Raw genomic sequence first — 17,461 nt, forward strand, 5'->3', positions numbered from 1 at the left:
AGCATTACACACAACGGCCTAACTGGAACTACTCAATTGCTCCAGTGAAAATGTGAATTAATTTTTGCGTAAGCCCTAAGAGAAGGGCCCATAGCACTTAAAAATATATGGGAAGAATACAAACAAGTTAATCCTCCTGGATATGAGTACTCTCAGTTTGTTTCTCTTTATAATAATTGGCGGAAACAAAACGATTATGAAAAAAGAAGATTCAATAAATGGGTGATAAAAACTATCTCAGAAAAAGACCTTAAGGTTCTGAAAGAATGGAGGCTGTCAAGCAATAGAAGAAAATGGGAAAGGGCTGTTGCATTATTAGAATTACATAAGGGCGCTGAGATAACAAAAATTAGCAGAAAAATTGAGCGCTCCTGTAGAACTATAAAAAAATGGCAATCGGTTTACTTGAATAATGGCATAGAATATCTTGACTTAGGAAGGTCAAGAAAAGTTTGCAATCAACTTGTTGATGGTATCAAGTTAAAAAAAGAACGGCTGATTAAACTTATCCATGAACCACCGTCTCTTCATAAAATAAATAGAACTTCATGGAGTTTAGAAACCTTAGCACAGGCCTATAGGAAGTTTTATGGTGAGAACATATCGAGAAGCACGGTGTCTGAATATGTCCGGTCAGACGGCTATACATTTAAAAAAGCAAGAAAAGTTTTAACAAGTCCCGATCCTGAATACCGCGCAAAATTAGGAAAAATCACAAAGATACTTTCAAATTTACGCCAAGAAGAAAAATTCTTTTCCATAGACGAGTATGGTCCATTTGCAATAAAAATTCAGGGAGGAAGAAGCCACACTTACAAAGACCAGATAAAGACAGTGCCTCAAAGACAAAAATGCAAAGGAAGCCTCATATGCACCGCAGCTCTTGAGTTATCCACAAATCAAGTTACGCACTTCTATTCTGAGAAAAAAAACACAGCTGAAATGATTAAATTATTGGAAATTATTCTCGGAAAATATTCAACAGAAGAACGTATATTTTTTTCCTGGGATGCTGCTTCTTGGCATGCATCAAAGATGCTTTACGAGAAAGTCAAGAAAGTTAACGACCCAGAATACAGAAAAAAAATCAATAACCCTATTGTGAACTTGGCCTTTCTTCCATCTAACGCACAATTTTTAAATGTCATCGAATCTGTTTTCAGTGGCATGGCAAAAGCCATTATCCATAATAGCGATTATCAATCGGTTGAAGATTGTAAACTCGCAATCGATCTATATTTTGAAGAGAGGAATCAAGCTTTCATAGAAAACCCCAAACGAGCTGGAAAAAAGATTTGGGGTGAAGAAATAGTGAAACCCATTTTTAAAGAGAGTAACAACTGTAAAGATCCAAATTGGAGATAAACGGCGATGCCGAACCAGGCGGTTCGGGGCTGGCGGGGCTGGGTGCGGGGCTGGGGCCGGGTCACGGTATGTAATTGACATTGCAAATAAAATGCCTTAAAAACGTCTCTAACCCAGTCTTAATCCATCGCTTTCCCCCTTAAAACTGGCCTATCAAGGGAACCGACGAAAAATGGTTCGTGCCGGCGTGGTAGAGCATCCCAAACAATGGGAGTTTTGCGGATATAATGAAATCCAGAGGCCCAGAAAAAGAAAAGGCATTATTGATTTTGATCGGCTGATGGACTTGCTGGGATTTGAAAACTATGGGGTTGGCAAGAGCCCCCGGCTACGGGGATCCAATTGCGTTGGTGAACTCACCTCGATTGGGGATGTGCGGGTATGATGGGCCGGCGGAGCCGCCCTATTAGAGTGAACTCAAAACGTTATGCTCGGAGAAAAATTAGAAAGATTACTCTATGGCAAAATTAGGCACTGAAAAAAGACCGGTAAGATTCCGGGTTCAAACTGAAAAAAGACTACAGCAAATTGCGCTACTCTGTGATAAAAACGGTTGGATATTTGTTGGAGGATTTGAACCTGATGAACCTGAGGACATGTGTGAGGTTGAGTATTTGTTAAATCCGAAGGCCTTTACATCTCAGCCTCGTATGGGAAATTCTGGCAATATGACCGTTGTGCATGAAAAGCCTAAGGTCGGTAGGAATGAGCCATGTCCCTGCGGCAGCGGTTTAAAGTATAAGAAATGCTGCATGCAATAATGGAAAGATTACGGCATATTCAGGGGACATCGGCATGGCCAAAATAGGAAGAAACTCTCCATGTCCATGTGGTAGTGGCAAAAAATATAAGCGTTGCTGTGAGGCAAAAGAGGCTCAAATGAAAGAGGCTTCCCTCCCACCTGGGCGCTTTCGTTACGAGTCTGGCAGCTATGGCGGTCGTGGCGGGTACATGCCATCAATTATGGGATACAAGGAGACGGGACCAGACTCGTGGTTTGAGCATCTCTGCCTTGTTAAACCCGATGCTATATTCGATGAAGAGGCTTCTGCCTCAGAGATGGCCGAGAGGCATTTGGCTGCGGCGCGAACAATCGTGGATTCTGGCGGTAGCTCTCAAGAGCTCGCGCTGTCTCTATGGCACGAGGGATACAAGAGTGTAAATGATTTTCGCGTTGTAAGGAGCCAAAAAAGCATTGAGTTGTAGAACCAATCATTGAAGTCGGACGGGCTAAAGCCACGCCATTTTCGGCAGTTTTGGTCATTGACGTTTTTAAGACCCATAGATTTGGTTGCAGCTTACCGCCCGCCGCTTAATTTTTCGTTAAAGACATCGGGGTCAGGTCTCAACACTTTACAATAATCAATATATTGGCTTTGATTTCACATTAACAGAATTTGTACAAAACCTAATAGCAGCAAAAAACATTAAGCCATCCCTTTGCGTAAACACACAGGTGAAAAACTAAGAACAAACGGTGCGTAATTCGGCATTTGAGATGCGGCGACAACATAAGCGTATAAACGGTTTACGCTGAAACTTAAATTGGACAGGAAACTATCGAAAAGTTTGTAAAAAGGCTCTTTCTGTCAAATGTTGAGACCTGACCCCTTAATTACTTATGAAACGCCCAGGGCGAATCGACATCATATTATGGGATACGTTTGGCATGTCACCCATCGCTGCCATAAAAAAGAGTTTCTTTTAAAGCTTGCAAGGGATCGTCAGCGATGGCTCCGGTGGCTGTTTGAGGCCAGGAAACGATACGGATTTAGTGTACCCAATTATATGGAAAGTGAATGATTACATCTTCGAGAAAGATTATAGCCGTAAAGGTAGTTCATTCCGTTATCTGGACTTTTCTCGCAGGCTGTGTGGTTGCCATCCCTTTTTTTGCCTGGTGTGGCGAATACATCATAGCGTCCTGGCTGATTGGCATCGTATTCATCGAAGTCATAATCATAGCCGTCTTTGGGGGACATTGCCCCCTGACCGGCGTTGCTGCGAGGTACACAACCGATCGACGCGACAATTTTGATATTTACCTGCCCGAGTGGCTCGCTCGACACAACAAGCTCATATTTGGCAGTCTGTATGTCATCGGTGTTCTTATCACCATTGGTTTATTCGCCTTCGCCTGAATACCCTGCCGCTTGTCGAAGATCCCGGTTTATCGGGGCAGCAGGGATGAAAGTCGAGATGAACCATGCCGAAGTTCAACTGAGCGTAGGCGGGTTAAAGCTACTGCGCAATTCCGCTTTGATACCCCGCAGCTTATCGAAGATCCCGGTTTATCTGGGCTGCGGGGAGCTTCATTGTTCGTCCGAGGCTATTTAATGTAATCTCCCCTCAAAATCTGCCGCTTCACAATCTCAACAAAGTCCGGCTCCCCGGCAATTAGAAAGCGTTTTGACCGACCAACCAGCTTTCGACTCAACGTCCGGGGTGATGAACGAATTGCGTTATTGTCATATACATGATAAAATCCCTACGAAATAAAGAGTTTCAGCAGGCAGCTTTCGATAATATGGCCTCATCATACGTAATGCATTGCACATACAAAATCGGCAATCTGAGTTCAATTCCTTATTATAATAGAGGTGAACATCATGAATATCGTCTGCCCGACCTGTAATGCCAGCTACACGATCCCTGACCACAAAATACCTGCCGGAAAAACAGCCTCCGCGACCTGCAAGAAATGCGGGAAAAAGATCGCGGTATCATCGGTTTCCAAAACACCACCCGACCGGCCCGCCCCTGCCCCAACACCGGCGGTTGCGGCGGCCGCAGCCAAAGTCCCTGAAGCTTCCCGCACCGGGACCGATGCAGCCATTTTCACGGACTATCCGGAACTTCAAACCCTTTCCCCCGAGAAATTCGTCTTAAACGAGATCTTTATCCAAAACAAAAAAGGCGGGTATAAATCCCGGAATAACAAGTTCAAGTTGAAAATAATCAAGGCTGTCTCCGGGATACTTCCGCGTATGCTGCAAGACAATGAAAGTGTGGTCCGCATTGCCAAGGGAACGGCCAATTACCCTGTCGAGGTCTTTCTGGGAAATGGTTTTCTGACCATGATGTACAACCATTATGCCGTCATCTGTACCACCGCCCGCATCCTGTTTATCAACATTGATCACCGCTTGAAAAAACATACCCATTACCTCTTTCAGGGGATATCTACCTGGGGCATCGCGTTCTCGGCGTCCTGGAATTGATCGGCTCTATCGTTGTCTGGATTATTATTCTGATTTCGATTTTTGCAGTGGAAGAAGGCGGCCTCGGGGTGGCCATTTTTATCCTTATCATTTACAACGGACTGGATGCTCTCCTGACATTTCACATGGCCAAAAAGGGGTACATGCTTGCATAAAAAACTTAACAGGAGGAATTCATGACGGACATTACCAAAATCGGATATGCGGGCAAAATTTTACGGGTCGACCTGACCGAACTAAAAACATGGACCGAAGACCTGGATGCGCCGACGGTTGAAAAATGGTTAGGCGGCGTCGGTCTGGGTGCCAAATATCTGTATCAGGAGGTTCCCCCGGGGGTGGAATGGTCGGATCCCAGGAACCGGCTTATCTGGACGACCGGACCCCTGGCCGGAACCGGTGTTGCCGGGGCGGCAACCATCAATATTTGTCCGGAAAAACCGTAGCCCAAATTGAGAATCTGTTAAAGTCCGAACTGGGGGTCAACAAATACGGCGCCAGTGTCTTTGGGATCGGCCCTGCGGGCGAGCATTTGGTACGGCATGCCTGCATTGTCGGTGACGGCGGTCATTCAGCGTCCCACAACGGCTTGGGCGCCGTGATGGGCGCCAAGAATCTCAAGGCGGTGGTGGCGTACAAATCCAAACCGAATTTTGGTGTCTTTGATCCGAAACTATTGAAAATAAAATCAACCGAAATGGTTGAACACTCCAAAACAACCCCCCGCTACAAATGGGGTACCGGCGGTGGTTTTTCAAATACGCACAACATTGGCGCTCTGCCGGTCAAAAACTACACCACCAACATTTTCCCCGAACACGAAACGATGAACGGCCGGTATCTGCGAACCCATTTTAAGATCCAATCGCGGCCCTGCTATAAATGCGCCGTGGCGCACGTCAAGGAAGTGACGGTCACGGAAGGCCCTTACAAGGGGTTTGTGGGCGAGGAACCGGAATATGAACTGCTGGCGGCCTGGGGCCCGCAGATCGGAAACACCGATCTGGGAGCGGTGGTCATGCTGTCCAATGAAGTCGACGCCTTGGGAATGGACACCAATGAAACCGGTTGGATTATCGGTTGGGCCATGGAATGTTTTGAAAAAGGTGTTTTTACAACAAAGGATACCGACGGTCTTGACCTGACATGGGGCAACGTGGATTCCGTCAAGACGTTGATGAACCGGATCGCCCGACGGGAGGGAGACTTTGCCGACCTGCTGGCGGAAGGGGTTATGCGCGCTTCCCGGAAAATCGGCGGTGAAGCCGCCGACTGGGCCATCTACGGCCAAAAAGGCTCCGCCCCCAGGGGCCACGATCACAGGGGTAGATGGTTTGAACTCTTTGACACCTGCATGACCAATACCAGCACACTGGAAGCAACATGCGGACCGATTCAACCCAAACTGGTTGATCTGGAAGCCCCCACCGACAACTTTTCCCATGAACAGGTCTCAACATTCAACGCCAGGCATAACGGCATCGGTCTTTATTACGATTGCACCGGTATCTGCCGGTTTGTGGGCTCAAACCCAAAAGTGCTGCTGGAAGCCTGCAACGCAGCCACCGGCTGGAACTGGAACCTTGAAGATGCCTTTACCCTGGGCCGGCGCATCGTCAATCTGTTGCGGGTCTTTAACCTGAGCCATGGAATGGACGTTAAAGATGAACAGCCCTCCGCCCGGTATGGCTCCGTTCCGGTCGACGGACCCAATAAGGGTAAAAACGTAATGGAAAAATGGGGGTTGATGGTGAAAAACTATTACACCCTGATGGGCTGGGATCCTGCCACCGGTGCACCTTTACCGGAAACCCTGAAAAGGCTGGGTTTGTCCGATTTTCTGAATGGCTGACGGAGTTGAAGTCCTATCGACGGTCCCTAAATTTATAGCGGTAATAGTCGGCGATGAAATCATTTTCTCTTCTGTCCGGTCTGATTGGTTTTGGCCTGACCTCATTTTTTTCCGTTACTGAAAAGTAATCGCTTCCGGAATTCTGTTGGAGCACCTGGTTGGCAGGGCTTGCGTATTCATGGGCATGCGTCATCACAGCCGCACTTCAAATTCTCCTCACCGCCGGAAAAGAAAAAAAGACCTACGAGGTTTTCCTGCCTTTCCTCCAGCGTGTCTCTCCCATCAACTTTATAATTGGAATCGTCCTGGCCACGGCGCTCATCGGATGGCTCGCACTTTACGGCTACAGCTACCTTTTTGGTTTTTACGGTCTTTTTCTCTCGGTTTTCGCCGAAATGGAGCCCCATTCCCTTTTCGGAAGAAACGGTTTCATCAACTCGGATTTCTTTACGCCAGTTACCTACCTTGCCAGGAACTTCTGGCCCATGATCCTCGGAGCCCTGATCGCGAATGCAGATGATTTTGTTCAAACCAAAACCTGGAATCGCATCCTCCTCCCCTTCCGGTCGAATGAGATTCTCCGTATTCACATCCTGACCATTGCCTTGCCGTTTTTAACGTTGATTGCCTGGGCGCTGTTCAGGACAGACTACCAGCCCGTAACCGTCGTGCTTCTCATCGCGTTGTTCTATCTCCTGCCGAAGAGGCGACCGAAGAACAATATTGGACGGATCGGGAGATAAGCACCGTATGCTTTCCAATTCACCCGACCGGATCTTCCTTACCGGCGAGATTTCAGCCAGTCCCTCAGAAGGCGATTGAAGACGCCGGGATGTTCGACATTCGGCAAGTGGCGTGCATCCGCGATTTCCTCATAGCGTGCGTTCGGGAGCAGGCCGGCGATTTGCCTGCTTTCTTCGGGCGGCGCACCCGGATCATCGGCGCCGCACACAACAAGCGCCGGGGACTTAATGGAAGGGAGCTGCGCCCTGAAATCGAAATTCTGAATGGCGGCCACGCATCCGCAATAGCCCTGGGGTGTGGTGGCTGCGACGGTATCCCGGATCTGTTTCCAGCGGCCGGGGTTCGCCTTTTTGTACTGTTGGGTAAGCCACCTCTCCATGGTGGCGTCCGCAATCGGCAAAAGCGAGTTTGCCTGCTTTACCGCGGCAATCCTCGGCGCCCACAGTTCTTTGGCATTCGGGGCAGATGCCGGGTGTGTGTCACACAGCACGAGCGACCTGATCCGATCGGCGTGTCCGAGGGTAAAGGCCTGGCCAAACATTCCCCCGATGGACAACCCGACATAGTGAACCTGCCCGATCTCCAGCGATGCAATGACAGCCGCAACATCATCGGCCAGTTCTTCCATCGTATATTCGCCCGGCACGGCATCAATTCCGCCATGACCGCGCATGTCGAGGCGCAGGACGCGAAACCCCGCCCCAACCAGCGCCGGAACCTGTTCGGCCCACATGCCGCTGTCGGCTGCCAGAGAATGCGTAAAACACACCACTGGACCCGACGCCGGTCCCACGAGATCGTAGTAAAGATTGCGTCCATCAGTCGATAAGAGCATGCCTTTTATCCTCCTTTGGACTGAATTTTCGGTCGGTGGATTTTTTCTGCAGATGACCCGTCTGCGCAACATAACTGATTGGTATTAATATAACTTTATTTTTAAAAATTCTTATGATGGACTGGCTTAATTGTCAAGTGTACGAAAACGACAGCCATTGCAGCGTTTCAGGAATCAACTTGTATCTTGACGGTTGACAGGTCCACGGAGTATATTCATCCATATTTAAGTGAGTTAGGAGTTTCATGAAAATTCTGACGGCCGGATTCATTGCGGCCGCGAAATTTTCCTCATACCCTTCCGGATCATTTATCGAGCCTTTGAAAGGAGTTCAAAATTATGTTAATAAAAGCCTGCACAATTTCAGTTTTGTGTATATTGTTGGCCATGCCGCCCGCCTGGGGATTGGACTTTAAACCGGGCAAGTATGAAATTACCGTCAAAATGGAAATGCCGGGAATTCCCGGCGGGATGCCGCCGCAAACCATGGTTCAATGCTTAAATGAAAAAAACCCGGTGCCCGATTCCTCCCCCGACGCCCAGGGATGCAAGATGGCGAACATGAGGACCAAAGGCAATACGGTCACGTACACCGTAAATTGTCCCCAGCAAGGCATGGATGCCAAGATGACCGGTGAAATGACCTACAAGGGGGACTCCTTTGAAGGTACCACGAAAATGAGCATGGGACCGGAAGCCGGCAGCATGACCGTCATAACCGTGGTTAAAGGCAGACGTATCGGCAAGTGTGATTAACGATAGAAGCTATCGGGCTGTAGATGGGAGTAGTTTTAAAACCAATGAAGACAGACGCAAACAAGTTGAATCTTAAAGAACTAATCGTTGTTATTCCCCACAGCGGCATTGTGATTCCTGCTGAAATCCCCATGGGGAGTCTTTCGGAAAGATTCCCTGAAATGGTCCGAAATGTGGCCTGGTACACCAACTGGCTTTACGACTTCCGGGATCTGCTGGAAAACAGGCATATTGTCTTTCCCTTTTGCAGCCTCATCCTCGAAGCCAACCGGCATCCTGATATCCTGAACGACAGCGTGCCATTGAAAGATGTGCGCGGTGAATGCGTCTATAAGGCACAGATGGAACCGGACGACGCCCTGCGCAAAACACTCTCCCGGAGATATCGGGCGACCTTTCACAGTTCAATTTCAGAGGCCATCGAATCCGGTGCGGCGTTTCTTTTGGATGGGCATTCTACGGTCACCGCACGGGGGATCGCGGACAACCAGATCGATCTCATGAATTTCCAGGATTCCGACCTGGACGAAACGCCCCTGTATTACTCCCCGGACGTCTACATCGAAACGTATGCAGCGGAACTTCGCAAACGGCTGCCAGAAGTCAAAATCACCATAAACAGTTCCGAATACTATACCGTTTACGGCCATGTATGCGCCGAACACTCCGTAAACGCCATGGGCCGGACCGGCCGGCGGGTTCCGGCAATCATTCAGGAAACCAACGAAAGTCTCTATAAGAACCCTGACCGGACGCCGAACGTCGCAGCCATCAACCGGCTGCGCCGGGCCTTTGCGGAATCCATTCATGCGGACTATTTCATGGTCCGAGGAGCCAAAGAAGATGGTGAACTTGATCAACCTGCATATCGGCAGACAGACCTTTGATTATGACTGCGGCGTCAAATCCCTGCAGATTGTCATGGCATATTATGGAATCGATATTCGCGAGGATGAACTGATTAAGGAGCTGGGAACGGGGAAGGACGGCACCCGCGTGGACAAAATGATATCCGTTGCCGAGTCCAAGGGATTCCGCGTGGAAGCAAAACAAAACTGGTCAATCCGGGAGGTGAAGCAATCCATTGACCGGGGGAATCCGGTGATCGTGCTGCTGCAGGCATGGGCGGAAAGATACATGACCCTGCACGACTGGCGCAACGAAAACGACGAAGGGCATTACGCTGTTTTAATCGGCCACGAAAAAGGGGTCATGATTTTCGAGGATCCTGCATCGTTTCGCAGAACATGGCTCAGGGAGTATGAGTTTCGGGCCCGCTGGCACGACCTGGATCCGACCCGAAACAAGAAATACGAACGATTCGGCATGGTCCTGCTGGGAAAGGAGCCTATAAAGAGGACGCCGGTCCATATGGATTAGAACGTATCTTAAAAAAGTCTTTTTGCCCCATATCGGCGTTGAAGCCGCGCATCAAGTCCTCGAAATACACAATTATTCCTGCGGTTAATCCCGCCAATGCGGGATCGCCTTTCTTGACCTTGAACGAAATTGAGCATTTTTCAAAGGTTTCTATTATATGGCTGATTGTTATAATTAGGTTTTCATATTCAGAGGATTTATCAAAAAATGATCTCAACCCCGTTTCCGGAATTTCTCAAACAATCTCCCTGCATCCTTGCCGAGGGGGCTGTCATCGAACGCCTGCGTCGCAGCAGCAGCTTTGAACTCGATCCCCATATCGTCAATTCGGCATTTATCTATGAGGATGTTCAGCGAAAAGCCATTGAAATCATTTATCGCCAGTATCTGGATATCGGCTCCCAGTACAACTTGCCGCTCCTGCTTTCAACGCCCACCTGGCGGTCCAGCCAGGAACGGATCACGGCGGCCGGTTATGCCCATCGCGACGTAAACGCAGACAATTACCGTTTCCTGGACGCCCTGCGTAGCAGCTACGGAACATATGCCCGAAATGTCGTTATCGGCGGACTCCTGAGCTGCCGCGGCGATGCCTACCGGCCGGCTGAAGCCTTGGGGGTTTCTACGGCGAAGGAATTTCATTCCTGGCAGGCCATAAAGCTGTCCCAAGCCGGGGTTGATTTTCTTCTGGCCGCCACGTTGCCGGCTCTCAGCGAAGCCACCGGACTTGCAGCGGCCCTGGCCGCCGCCGGAAAACCGTACCTCGTGAGTTTTATCGTGCGCCCTGATGGCACACTCCTGGATGGAACGCCCCTGAAAACGGCAGTTTCCGCAATCGACGACGCGGTCGATCCGCAACCACTGGCCTATCTGGTCAACTGCACCCATGCCTCCATATTTAGAAGCGCCCTGCTGCACGATGTTAACTCTTCATCCGTTGTCCGGCAGCGGATTATCGGCCTGATGGCCAATACAGCGGCACTCAACCCCGAAGAACTGGAAAACAGCGCCGCGCTGATGGCGGAAGCGCCTGAAACTTTCGGGTATGCCCTTGCCGGGCTCCATCAGGAACTCGGCTTGAAGATACTGGGGGGCTGCTGCGGAACCGACGATCGCCATATCCGCGCTCTGGCGGCACGGCTGGCAGCAGCCAAAAGCGACATGCTTTCAGATTGACCCAACCCTGCCCCGATGGATAATTATGCTTAAAGGAGCTGAAATATTATGAAAAAAATAGGAATTCTCGATTGAATTGGGAATCTTTAAGGATTCGACCCGAAACGAGCTGCTGACCATTGTCAAAAGAATGCTGGATGAGGATAACATTGATTCAGTGATTCTGGGATGTACCGAATTGCCTTTAATCCTGACCGAGAGCAAATACGGCATTCCTTTTTTAAACACAACCGCGATTCACTGCGAAAGCATTATCAGATACTGTATTCAAACCAAATGATTCCTGCAGTGCTATAAAAAACATGATAAGGTATAGAAAAAAGAACAGTCGCAGCAGGAAAAAAACAACGAAACTGCTCGTTTTTATGGGGCGTCTCATTCTCACCGCCGTTATCCTGTCCGTACTAATGGTGCTTTGTTTTCGCTGGGTCTCGCCGCCCACCAGCGCATTTATGCTGAAAAGGCATTTTAAAAACTTTTTACATAATAAGCCGTCGGCTGCTCTAAAATACCGCTGGATTGATTTGGACAAAATGTCACCTTATGTTCCGCTGGCGGTGATTGCATCCGAAGACCAGAAATTTCCCCATCACTGGGGCTTCGATATTGCTGCCATATCGGATGCCGTGGGAAACAACCTGAAGGGCGGACGCCTGCGGGGCGCCAGCACCATTACCCAACAGGTTGCGAAAAACATGTTCCTGTGGTCCGGACGCAGTTTTGTGCGAAAAGGTCTGGAGGCATACTTTACGGTCCTGCTGGAGCTGCTGTGGTCTAAAAACCGGATTCTGGAAGTATATCTGAATATCGCGGAATTCGGCGACGGCATATATGGGGTTCGGGCGGCTGCGGAAACCTTCTATTTAAAGCCCCCTTCCCGGTTGACCCGATGGGAGTCAGCCATCCTGGCGGCGGTGCTGCCAAGCCCGCGAAAACTCAAGGTGTCGGACCCATCACCGTATGTCATCGAACGCGCCGGCTGGATCGAAGAACAGATGGCGCAACTGGGGGGTATCGGGTATTTGAGAAACATTTAAAATCACTTGGTTATTAAATGCTGAAACCCGGCGGTGTTATCAGCTTTGCCGAACCTAATATGTTGAATCCGCAAGTTTTCTTTGAACGTAAATTTCGGAAATTTTTCCCATACGTATCTCCAGATGAAACGGCACTCGTCAGATGGAACTTCCAACAGAGTTTATTGAAAGCAGACTTCCGGGATATCAAAATTGTTCCTTTTGACTGGTTGCATCCATCGATTCCTGAGCCCCTGATAGGTACGGTATCCCTGCTGGGAAGGGTATTGGAGAAAACCCCTCTTCTCAGGGAGTTTTCGGGTTCCCTTTGCATAAAAGCAGTTCGGCCCATTGAAAAATAAAACCATGCATTCTTAAAATGACGGGGTTTCGGTCGGATGCTGATTTAAAAAAATGGCTGCTTCAAGCCAAGAAATTTGCATCATCCCTGCCCCAAAGTGAAACTGAGATATTGCCCATCGTAAAGCGATTTCAGCCGGATTTGAAAATAATGTATACTGAATTTAAAGGTTCGGATAGACATGTCCCTGGAAGCAATCAAAAGCGCATTAAATAAAGCGGCCGATTTACTTGGACCATACCCCCTTCATCAACAACTGGGACATGGTGGACACCTCCGCCCCGCACATCGTCGGCGCCTTTCTTGCCGATAAGAGCAGGAAACCTTTATATATTCTTGCCAAATCCGGAAATTTGTGGGAAAGAAGAATAGCCGTCCTGGCAACATTTTTCTTCATCCGGCAGGGGGATTTTATCGATACGCTCTCTATCTCTGAATTGTTGTTGAGGGTTTCTATGCCTATTCAAGATAAATCCAATATTGTTTTAATCGGGATGCCGGGATCCGGCAAGAGCACGGTCGGCATCATCCTGGCAAAGCTGACCTCGCGGGATTTTGTTGATACCGATCTGCTTATTCAAATCGACCAGGGACGACCGCTGCAGGATATCGTTGACCAATCCGGGTATATGACGCTGCGAGAAATTGAGGAAGGCATACTCCTGGGTTTAAACTATCGCAATTATGTGATCGCCACCGGCGGAAGCGCCGCCTACAGTCACGACGCCATGCTGCACCTGAAAAAAAACGGTATGATCATTTTTCTGAATGTCGACCTGCCCACACTTGAATCCCGAATTGATAATTTCAGCACGCGCGGACTCGCCAAACGTCCGGAGCAAAGCCTTGCCGATTTATTCAAGGAACGCTATGATCTGTATACAACCTATGCGGATGTTGTTGTCGACTGTAATAGACTGAATCAAGAGGCGGTCTGTCGGAGGGTTATAAGTGAAACCGGTGTGCTGAATCAATGACCGCTCTTGCCATATTTACCGTTACCTATATCGGCGTCGCCCTGGGGAGGATCCCGGGGCTGGTCATCGACCGGGTCGGCATCGCCCTTTTGGGTGCAATTGCGATGGTCGTTTTCGGGGTTGTTACGCCAACAGAGGCTGTTCAGTCCATCGATCTGCCGACGATTCTATTACTGTATGCCCTGATGGTGGTATCTGCCCAGCTCCGGCTTGGGGGGTTTTATACCTGGGCGGCATCCCGTATCATATTCCTGCTGCGCCGCCCGCGGTGGTTCCTGTTGACGAGCATGGTCATGAGCGCTTTGTTATCGTCTATCCTGGCAAATGATATCGTCTGCTTTGCTTTCACACCGGTCCTGGCGATATCAGTTTTACATGCCAACCTGAACCCGCTGCCGTTTTTGATCGGACTGGCCGTTTCGAGCAACATCGGCTCGGCTGCCACCATCATCGGAAACCCCCAGAACATGCTCATCGGGCAGGTCGGCAAACTCGATTTTGCCGAATTCCTTTTATGGTGCGGACCGCCGGCGGTCATTGCCCTGATGGGCAGCTATCTGGTGATTTTGCTGATCTACCGGAAAAAATTCCATCGTCAGGGTAGCTTCCAGGCGGCTGAACCACCTGAAAAGATGCCGGCCTTTAATCGCTGGCAGACCATCAAGGGAATAACGGTTACCGGTATTCTGATGGTTCTGTTTTTTACGCCGGTGCCGAGGGAGATTTCGGCTGTGGGAATCGCCGGGATACTGCTGTGCAGCCGCAGGATGAAAACCCGAGATATCCTCGGCCTGGTGGACTGGCACTTGATCACCCTGTTTTGCGCATTATTTGTTGTGATCCATGCAATTTCGTTGGGCAACTACCCCCATCTGGTGGTAACATATTTGGCTGAGATGGGAATTGATCTGCACAACCTCCTGATGCTGACGGGCATATCGACCGTGTTGAGCAATGTATTCAGCAATGTCCCGGCAACCATGCTGCTGGTCCGCTTTCTGGATGCTGCCAATCCGGCACAGTGGTTTACCCTGGCCGTTTCCAGCACGTTTGCCGGCAATCTGATCATCATCGGCAGTATCGCCAATCTGATCGTTATCGAGCAGGCTGCGATCCATGGAATCAAAATTACATTCCGGCAGCATGCTGCAGTGGGCCTACCGGTGACGCTGGTGTCATTGGGGGTTTTGATTATCTGGATGTATATATAGAAGTCATTTCAAAACCTCGGATCAGGTCTGAGAGCAAGGCGTCCCGCTTTTATGCGGGACAACGCAGCTATCAGGCCTCAGATGGGGTTTTGAAATGACTTCTAACCAAAGGAAGGGTAAGATGGCTGACGCACGCAACAAACGCAGTAACGATCGGACGTATGCCTTAAAACCGGTGAGTATCACCCTCAAAGACCATCCGTTCCAACTCAATGACATCAGCAATGAAGGCATCGGTATTGTTCTGGAAAAGGATGGCCCCCAGTTTTTTATCGGTGAACGCTTAGAGAAAATACCGATCCCTTTGCAAAGCGGAACCGTCAACCTGGCGGGGATTGTTTCACACATCTCCGTAAGTGCCAACGGCACGGTCTGCGGCATCCGGTTTGTGTTCAACCGGGAAGATTTTCCATTGCTTGTCCAGTTCAAAAAAGAATGCACCGATCCGATCCAATGACGAACGGGAGAACGGATTCCTTCTTTGGACCAATGATGTCGAATCATCATAAAAAAACCCGCTGGCGGCTGATTGCACTGCTCATTGTTCTGGCGGCAGGCGCCCTCGCCCTATCCTGTATAAATATATGCCCCCTGATCGAGGCGTTTTTCCCCTCTTTTCATCTGACCCGTTCCGGCATCGCCGAATTTATCCGGTCTCTGGGGGGATGGGGGGTGGTTGCTTCTGTGGGGCTGATGATTCTGCATTCATTCGTCCCTTTTCCGGCGGAACTCCTGGCCATGGCCAACGGCATGGTTTACGGACCCTTTTGGGGAACAGCCGTCACCTGGATGGGCGCCATGCTGGGCGCCTATGCCAGTTTCGGCCTAGCGCGTCTCCTGGGCCGGCCTTTTGTCAAACGGATCGTTGACGAGAAAAAACTGGACAAGATCGACAATTGGACAAAGAACCGGGGCAATGTTCCGCTGCTGCTCAGCCGGCTGATTCCATTGATAGCCTTCAATCTGATAAACTATGCAGCCGGGTTGACCCGGATTTCCTGGTGGACCTTTACCTGGACGACCGCAATAGGCATTCTTCCGATGACGGTATTGATAGTGGCGATGGGAAACAGCATCAACATCCTGCCCTTGTGGGGATGGGTGCTGGTGCTGGTGTTTATGGGCGCGGCAATTTATGGGCTCGGCCGTTTTGGAAAGCTTTCAGAAAACAAGACCGTCCAATGAATATACCCCAGGCAAGGCTGCTCCTGGTTGATGATGAGTCGGCATTTATTGAAATCCTGGCGCAACGGCTTCGCAGAAGAAGCTTTGATGCCGCCTGTGTCAACAGCGGTGAGGAGGCTCTCATCCGCCTGGAGGGGAACCACGATCCGGATGTGATTATTCTCGACCTTAAAATGCCGGGAATGAACGGTATAGAGACCATTCAAAGGATTAAAAACAGATGGCCGCTGATTGAAGTGATCCTCCTGACCGGCCATGCCACGGTTGCATCCGCCGTCGCCGCCTTAAAACAAGGGGCGTTTGATTATCTCATAAAGCCCTATGAACTGGATAGCCTGATTGTTAAAATCAGATCGGCTGTCCGGAGAAAACGGCACCATGAAATGCAGATACGAAAAGTCCGGACAAAACCCTATATTTCAAAGCGGGAATGTGATGAGCTGATCGCACGGATTTTAGACGCTACCCGCAGGGGGGCGCCCGATGCTAACGGACAATAAAGCTCCCCGCAGCCCCGATAAACCGGGATCTTCGACAAGCAGCAGGGTATTCAGGCGAAGGCGAATAAAAATATGTGTGCCACATATCCTTCACATATACCGCATTTATTAAGGAGTACATAATTGAATAGACATCAGGCGGCCGCCGGCAACGACCGCAATTCGGACCGCGAAAAACTCACGCATTAGTAATTTCGAAACTTCTATAGAGAAAGGCTTTTCATGACAATAATTGCATTCGACGGAAAAACACCGGTCATTCACGAAAGCGCCTGGATAGCCGGGGATGCCGACCTCATCGGTGATGTTCATATCGGCAGCAACTCCAGCATCTGGTTTAAAACCGTCCTGCGCGGAGACATCAATACCATTCGCATTGGTAACTATGTAAATGTTCAGGACAGTGCTGTTGTACATGTCGGGCACGCCGATGATCATTTCACCGCTGTCGAAGACTACGTCTCGGTCGGTCACAATGTGACCCTGCATGGGTGTATCATCAAAACCGAAACACTCATCGGCATCGGCGCCGTCGTACTTAACGGCGCAACGGTTGAATCCCAATCCATAGTTGCCGCAGGCGCCCTGGTCCGCGCCGGCGAAACCGTTCCGTCGGGTGTGCTTTTTGCCGGCGTGCCGGGAAAAGTCATCCGCCCACTGTCAAAGGAAGAAAAATCGGGCTTGCGCAGTCATCCCGAAAACTATTGGGCGGTCGCCCGGAAATACCGCGATTATGAAAGAAAATCTCTCTAAACATAGATGCAACGGGAGCCGATTTTCTTCCTGTTTATTTTTGATTCTCTTTTTAATTTGACTTCGTAAATTTTGTTTAGCCATTCTGCCGTCCCCGCATTCGTTGTTTTCGCGTGTGTGATTCTATGG

Annotated in this window: 24 protein-coding genes; 23 read left to right on the forward strand and 1 reads right to left on the reverse strand. The window is 49.5% G+C overall.

Annotation, left to right across the window (positions count from 1 at the left end; translation table 11 throughout):
• Window positions 1-222 precede the first annotated feature (222 nt).
• The 10 genes from P1P89_17975 (at window position 223) to P1P89_18020 (ending at window position 7,181) form a co-directional block, all read left to right on the forward strand.
• Entirely contained in the window at window positions 223-1,365 is a 1,143-nt protein-coding gene (locus tag P1P89_17975; protein ID MDF1593405.1) for an IS630 family transposase, read from the forward strand.
• 172 nt (window positions 1,366-1,537) lie between these two features.
• Entirely contained in the window at window positions 1,538-1,750 is a 213-nt protein-coding gene (locus P1P89_17980) for a hypothetical protein (protein MDF1593406.1), read from the forward strand.
• A 73-nt stretch (window positions 1,751-1,823) separates the two neighbouring features.
• The gene (locus P1P89_17985) at window positions 1,824-2,126 is read left to right on the forward strand and encodes an SEC-C metal-binding domain-containing protein (GenBank protein MDF1593407.1); all 303 of its coding nucleotides are present in this window, start codon (window positions 1,824-1,826) and stop codon (window positions 2,124-2,126) included.
• Window positions 2,127-2,160: 34 nt separating this feature from the next.
• The gene (locus P1P89_17990) at window positions 2,161-2,571 is read left to right on the forward strand and encodes an SEC-C metal-binding domain-containing protein (GenBank protein ID MDF1593408.1); all 411 of its coding nucleotides are present in this window, start codon (window positions 2,161-2,163) and stop codon (window positions 2,569-2,571) included.
• A 593-nt stretch (window positions 2,572-3,164) separates the two neighbouring features.
• Window positions 3,165-3,506, forward strand: a complete 342-nt coding sequence (locus P1P89_17995) for a hypothetical protein (GenBank protein ID MDF1593409.1) — start codon at window positions 3,165-3,167, stop codon at window positions 3,504-3,506.
• A gap of 468 nt (window positions 3,507-3,974) precedes the next feature.
• Window positions 3,975-4,586, forward strand: coding sequence for a zinc-ribbon domain-containing protein (locus P1P89_18000; GenBank protein MDF1593410.1), 612 nt, complete (start codon window positions 3,975-3,977; stop codon window positions 4,584-4,586).
• Window positions 4,583-4,741 carry a hypothetical protein gene (locus tag P1P89_18005; protein ID MDF1593411.1) on the forward strand — a complete coding sequence of 53 codons (159 nt, stop codon included), beginning with the start codon at window positions 4,583-4,585 and terminating at the stop codon, window positions 4,739-4,741. The genes P1P89_18000 and P1P89_18005 overlap by 4 nt, the downstream gene beginning before the upstream one ends.
• Before the next feature lie 21 nt (window positions 4,742-4,762).
• Window positions 4,763-5,032 carry an aldehyde ferredoxin oxidoreductase N-terminal domain-containing protein gene (locus P1P89_18010; GenBank protein ID MDF1593412.1) on the forward strand — a complete coding sequence of 90 codons (270 nt, stop codon included), beginning with the start codon at window positions 4,763-4,765 and terminating at the stop codon, window positions 5,030-5,032.
• Window positions 4,930-6,438, forward strand: coding sequence for an aldehyde ferredoxin oxidoreductase C-terminal domain-containing protein (locus P1P89_18015; protein ID MDF1593413.1), 1,509 nt, complete (start codon window positions 4,930-4,932; stop codon window positions 6,436-6,438). The genes P1P89_18010 and P1P89_18015 overlap by 103 nt, the downstream gene beginning before the upstream one ends.
• Window positions 6,439-6,596: 158 nt before the next feature.
• A complete protein-coding gene (locus tag P1P89_18020; protein ID MDF1593414.1) occupies window positions 6,597-7,181 on the forward strand; it encodes a hypothetical protein in 585 nt (194 codons plus the stop codon).
• 38 nt (window positions 7,182-7,219) lie between these two features.
• Here P1P89_18020 and P1P89_18025 read toward each other — a convergent pair whose 3' ends face one another.
• Window positions 7,220-8,017 carry an alpha/beta fold hydrolase gene (locus tag P1P89_18025; GenBank protein MDF1593415.1) on the reverse strand — a complete coding sequence of 266 codons (798 nt, stop codon included), beginning with the start codon at window positions 8,015-8,017 and terminating at the stop codon, window positions 7,220-7,222.
• A gap of 339 nt (window positions 8,018-8,356) precedes the next feature.
• Here P1P89_18025 and P1P89_18030 point away from each other — a divergent pair, with 339 nt between their 5' ends.
• From P1P89_18030 to P1P89_18090, 13 genes are all read left to right on the forward strand, one after another.
• Window positions 8,357-8,773 carry a DUF3617 family protein gene (locus P1P89_18030; GenBank protein ID MDF1593416.1) on the forward strand — a complete coding sequence of 139 codons (417 nt, stop codon included), beginning with the start codon at window positions 8,357-8,359 and terminating at the stop codon, window positions 8,771-8,773.
• 44 nt (window positions 8,774-8,817) lie between these two features.
• On the forward strand, window positions 8,818-9,660 hold the full coding sequence (locus P1P89_18035) for an N-formylglutamate amidohydrolase (GenBank protein MDF1593417.1): 843 nt from the start codon (window positions 8,818-8,820) through the stop codon (window positions 9,658-9,660).
• The gene (locus tag P1P89_18040; protein ID MDF1593418.1) at window positions 9,617-10,153 is read left to right on the forward strand and encodes a cysteine peptidase family C39 domain-containing protein; all 537 of its coding nucleotides are present in this window, start codon (window positions 9,617-9,619) and stop codon (window positions 10,151-10,153) included. The genes P1P89_18035 and P1P89_18040 overlap by 44 nt, the downstream gene beginning before the upstream one ends.
• A 207-nt stretch (window positions 10,154-10,360) precedes the next feature.
• Entirely contained in the window at window positions 10,361-11,329 is a 969-nt protein-coding gene (locus tag P1P89_18045) for a homocysteine S-methyltransferase family protein (protein ID MDF1593419.1), read from the forward strand.
• Window positions 11,330-11,405: 76 nt separating this feature from the next.
• A complete protein-coding gene (locus P1P89_18050) occupies window positions 11,406-11,609 on the forward strand; it encodes an aspartate/glutamate racemase family protein (GenBank protein ID MDF1593420.1) in 204 nt (67 codons plus the stop codon).
• 22 nt (window positions 11,610-11,631) lie between these two features.
• On the forward strand, window positions 11,632-12,366 hold the full coding sequence (gene mtgA / locus P1P89_18055) for a monofunctional biosynthetic peptidoglycan transglycosylase (GenBank protein MDF1593421.1): 735 nt from the start codon (window positions 11,632-11,634) through the stop codon (window positions 12,364-12,366).
• A 17-nt stretch (window positions 12,367-12,383) separates the two neighbouring features.
• A complete protein-coding gene (locus P1P89_18060; GenBank protein ID MDF1593422.1) occupies window positions 12,384-12,707 on the forward strand; it encodes a hypothetical protein in 324 nt (107 codons plus the stop codon).
• A gap of 229 nt (window positions 12,708-12,936) precedes the next feature.
• Window positions 12,937-13,683, forward strand: coding sequence for a shikimate kinase (locus tag P1P89_18065; protein MDF1593423.1), 747 nt, complete (start codon window positions 12,937-12,939; stop codon window positions 13,681-13,683).
• On the forward strand, window positions 13,680-14,894 hold the full coding sequence (locus P1P89_18070) for an anion transporter (GenBank protein MDF1593424.1): 1,215 nt from the start codon (window positions 13,680-13,682) through the stop codon (window positions 14,892-14,894). The genes P1P89_18065 and P1P89_18070 overlap by 4 nt, the downstream gene beginning before the upstream one ends.
• 121 nt (window positions 14,895-15,015) lie before the next feature.
• Window positions 15,016-15,351, forward strand: a complete 336-nt coding sequence (locus P1P89_18075; GenBank protein MDF1593425.1) for a PilZ domain-containing protein — start codon at window positions 15,016-15,018, stop codon at window positions 15,349-15,351.
• Between the two features lie 32 nt (window positions 15,352-15,383).
• Complete coding sequence (locus P1P89_18080; protein MDF1593426.1) at window positions 15,384-16,079, forward strand: TVP38/TMEM64 family protein; 696 nt, start codon at window positions 15,384-15,386, stop codon at window positions 16,077-16,079.
• Window positions 16,076-16,579: a response regulator gene (locus P1P89_18085; protein ID MDF1593427.1), complete on the forward strand. Its 504-nt coding sequence runs from the start codon at window positions 16,076-16,078 to the stop codon at window positions 16,577-16,579. The genes P1P89_18080 and P1P89_18085 overlap by 4 nt, the downstream gene beginning before the upstream one ends.
• Before the next feature lie 222 nt (window positions 16,580-16,801).
• Window positions 16,802-17,332, forward strand: coding sequence for a gamma carbonic anhydrase family protein (locus P1P89_18090; GenBank protein MDF1593428.1), 531 nt, complete (start codon window positions 16,802-16,804; stop codon window positions 17,330-17,332).
• Window positions 17,333-17,461 lie beyond the last annotated feature (129 nt).

Source organism: Desulfobacterales bacterium, assembly GCA_029211065.1.
In the GTDB taxonomy this organism is placed as follows: domain Bacteria; phylum Desulfobacterota; class Desulfobacteria; order Desulfobacterales; family JARGFK01; genus JARGFK01.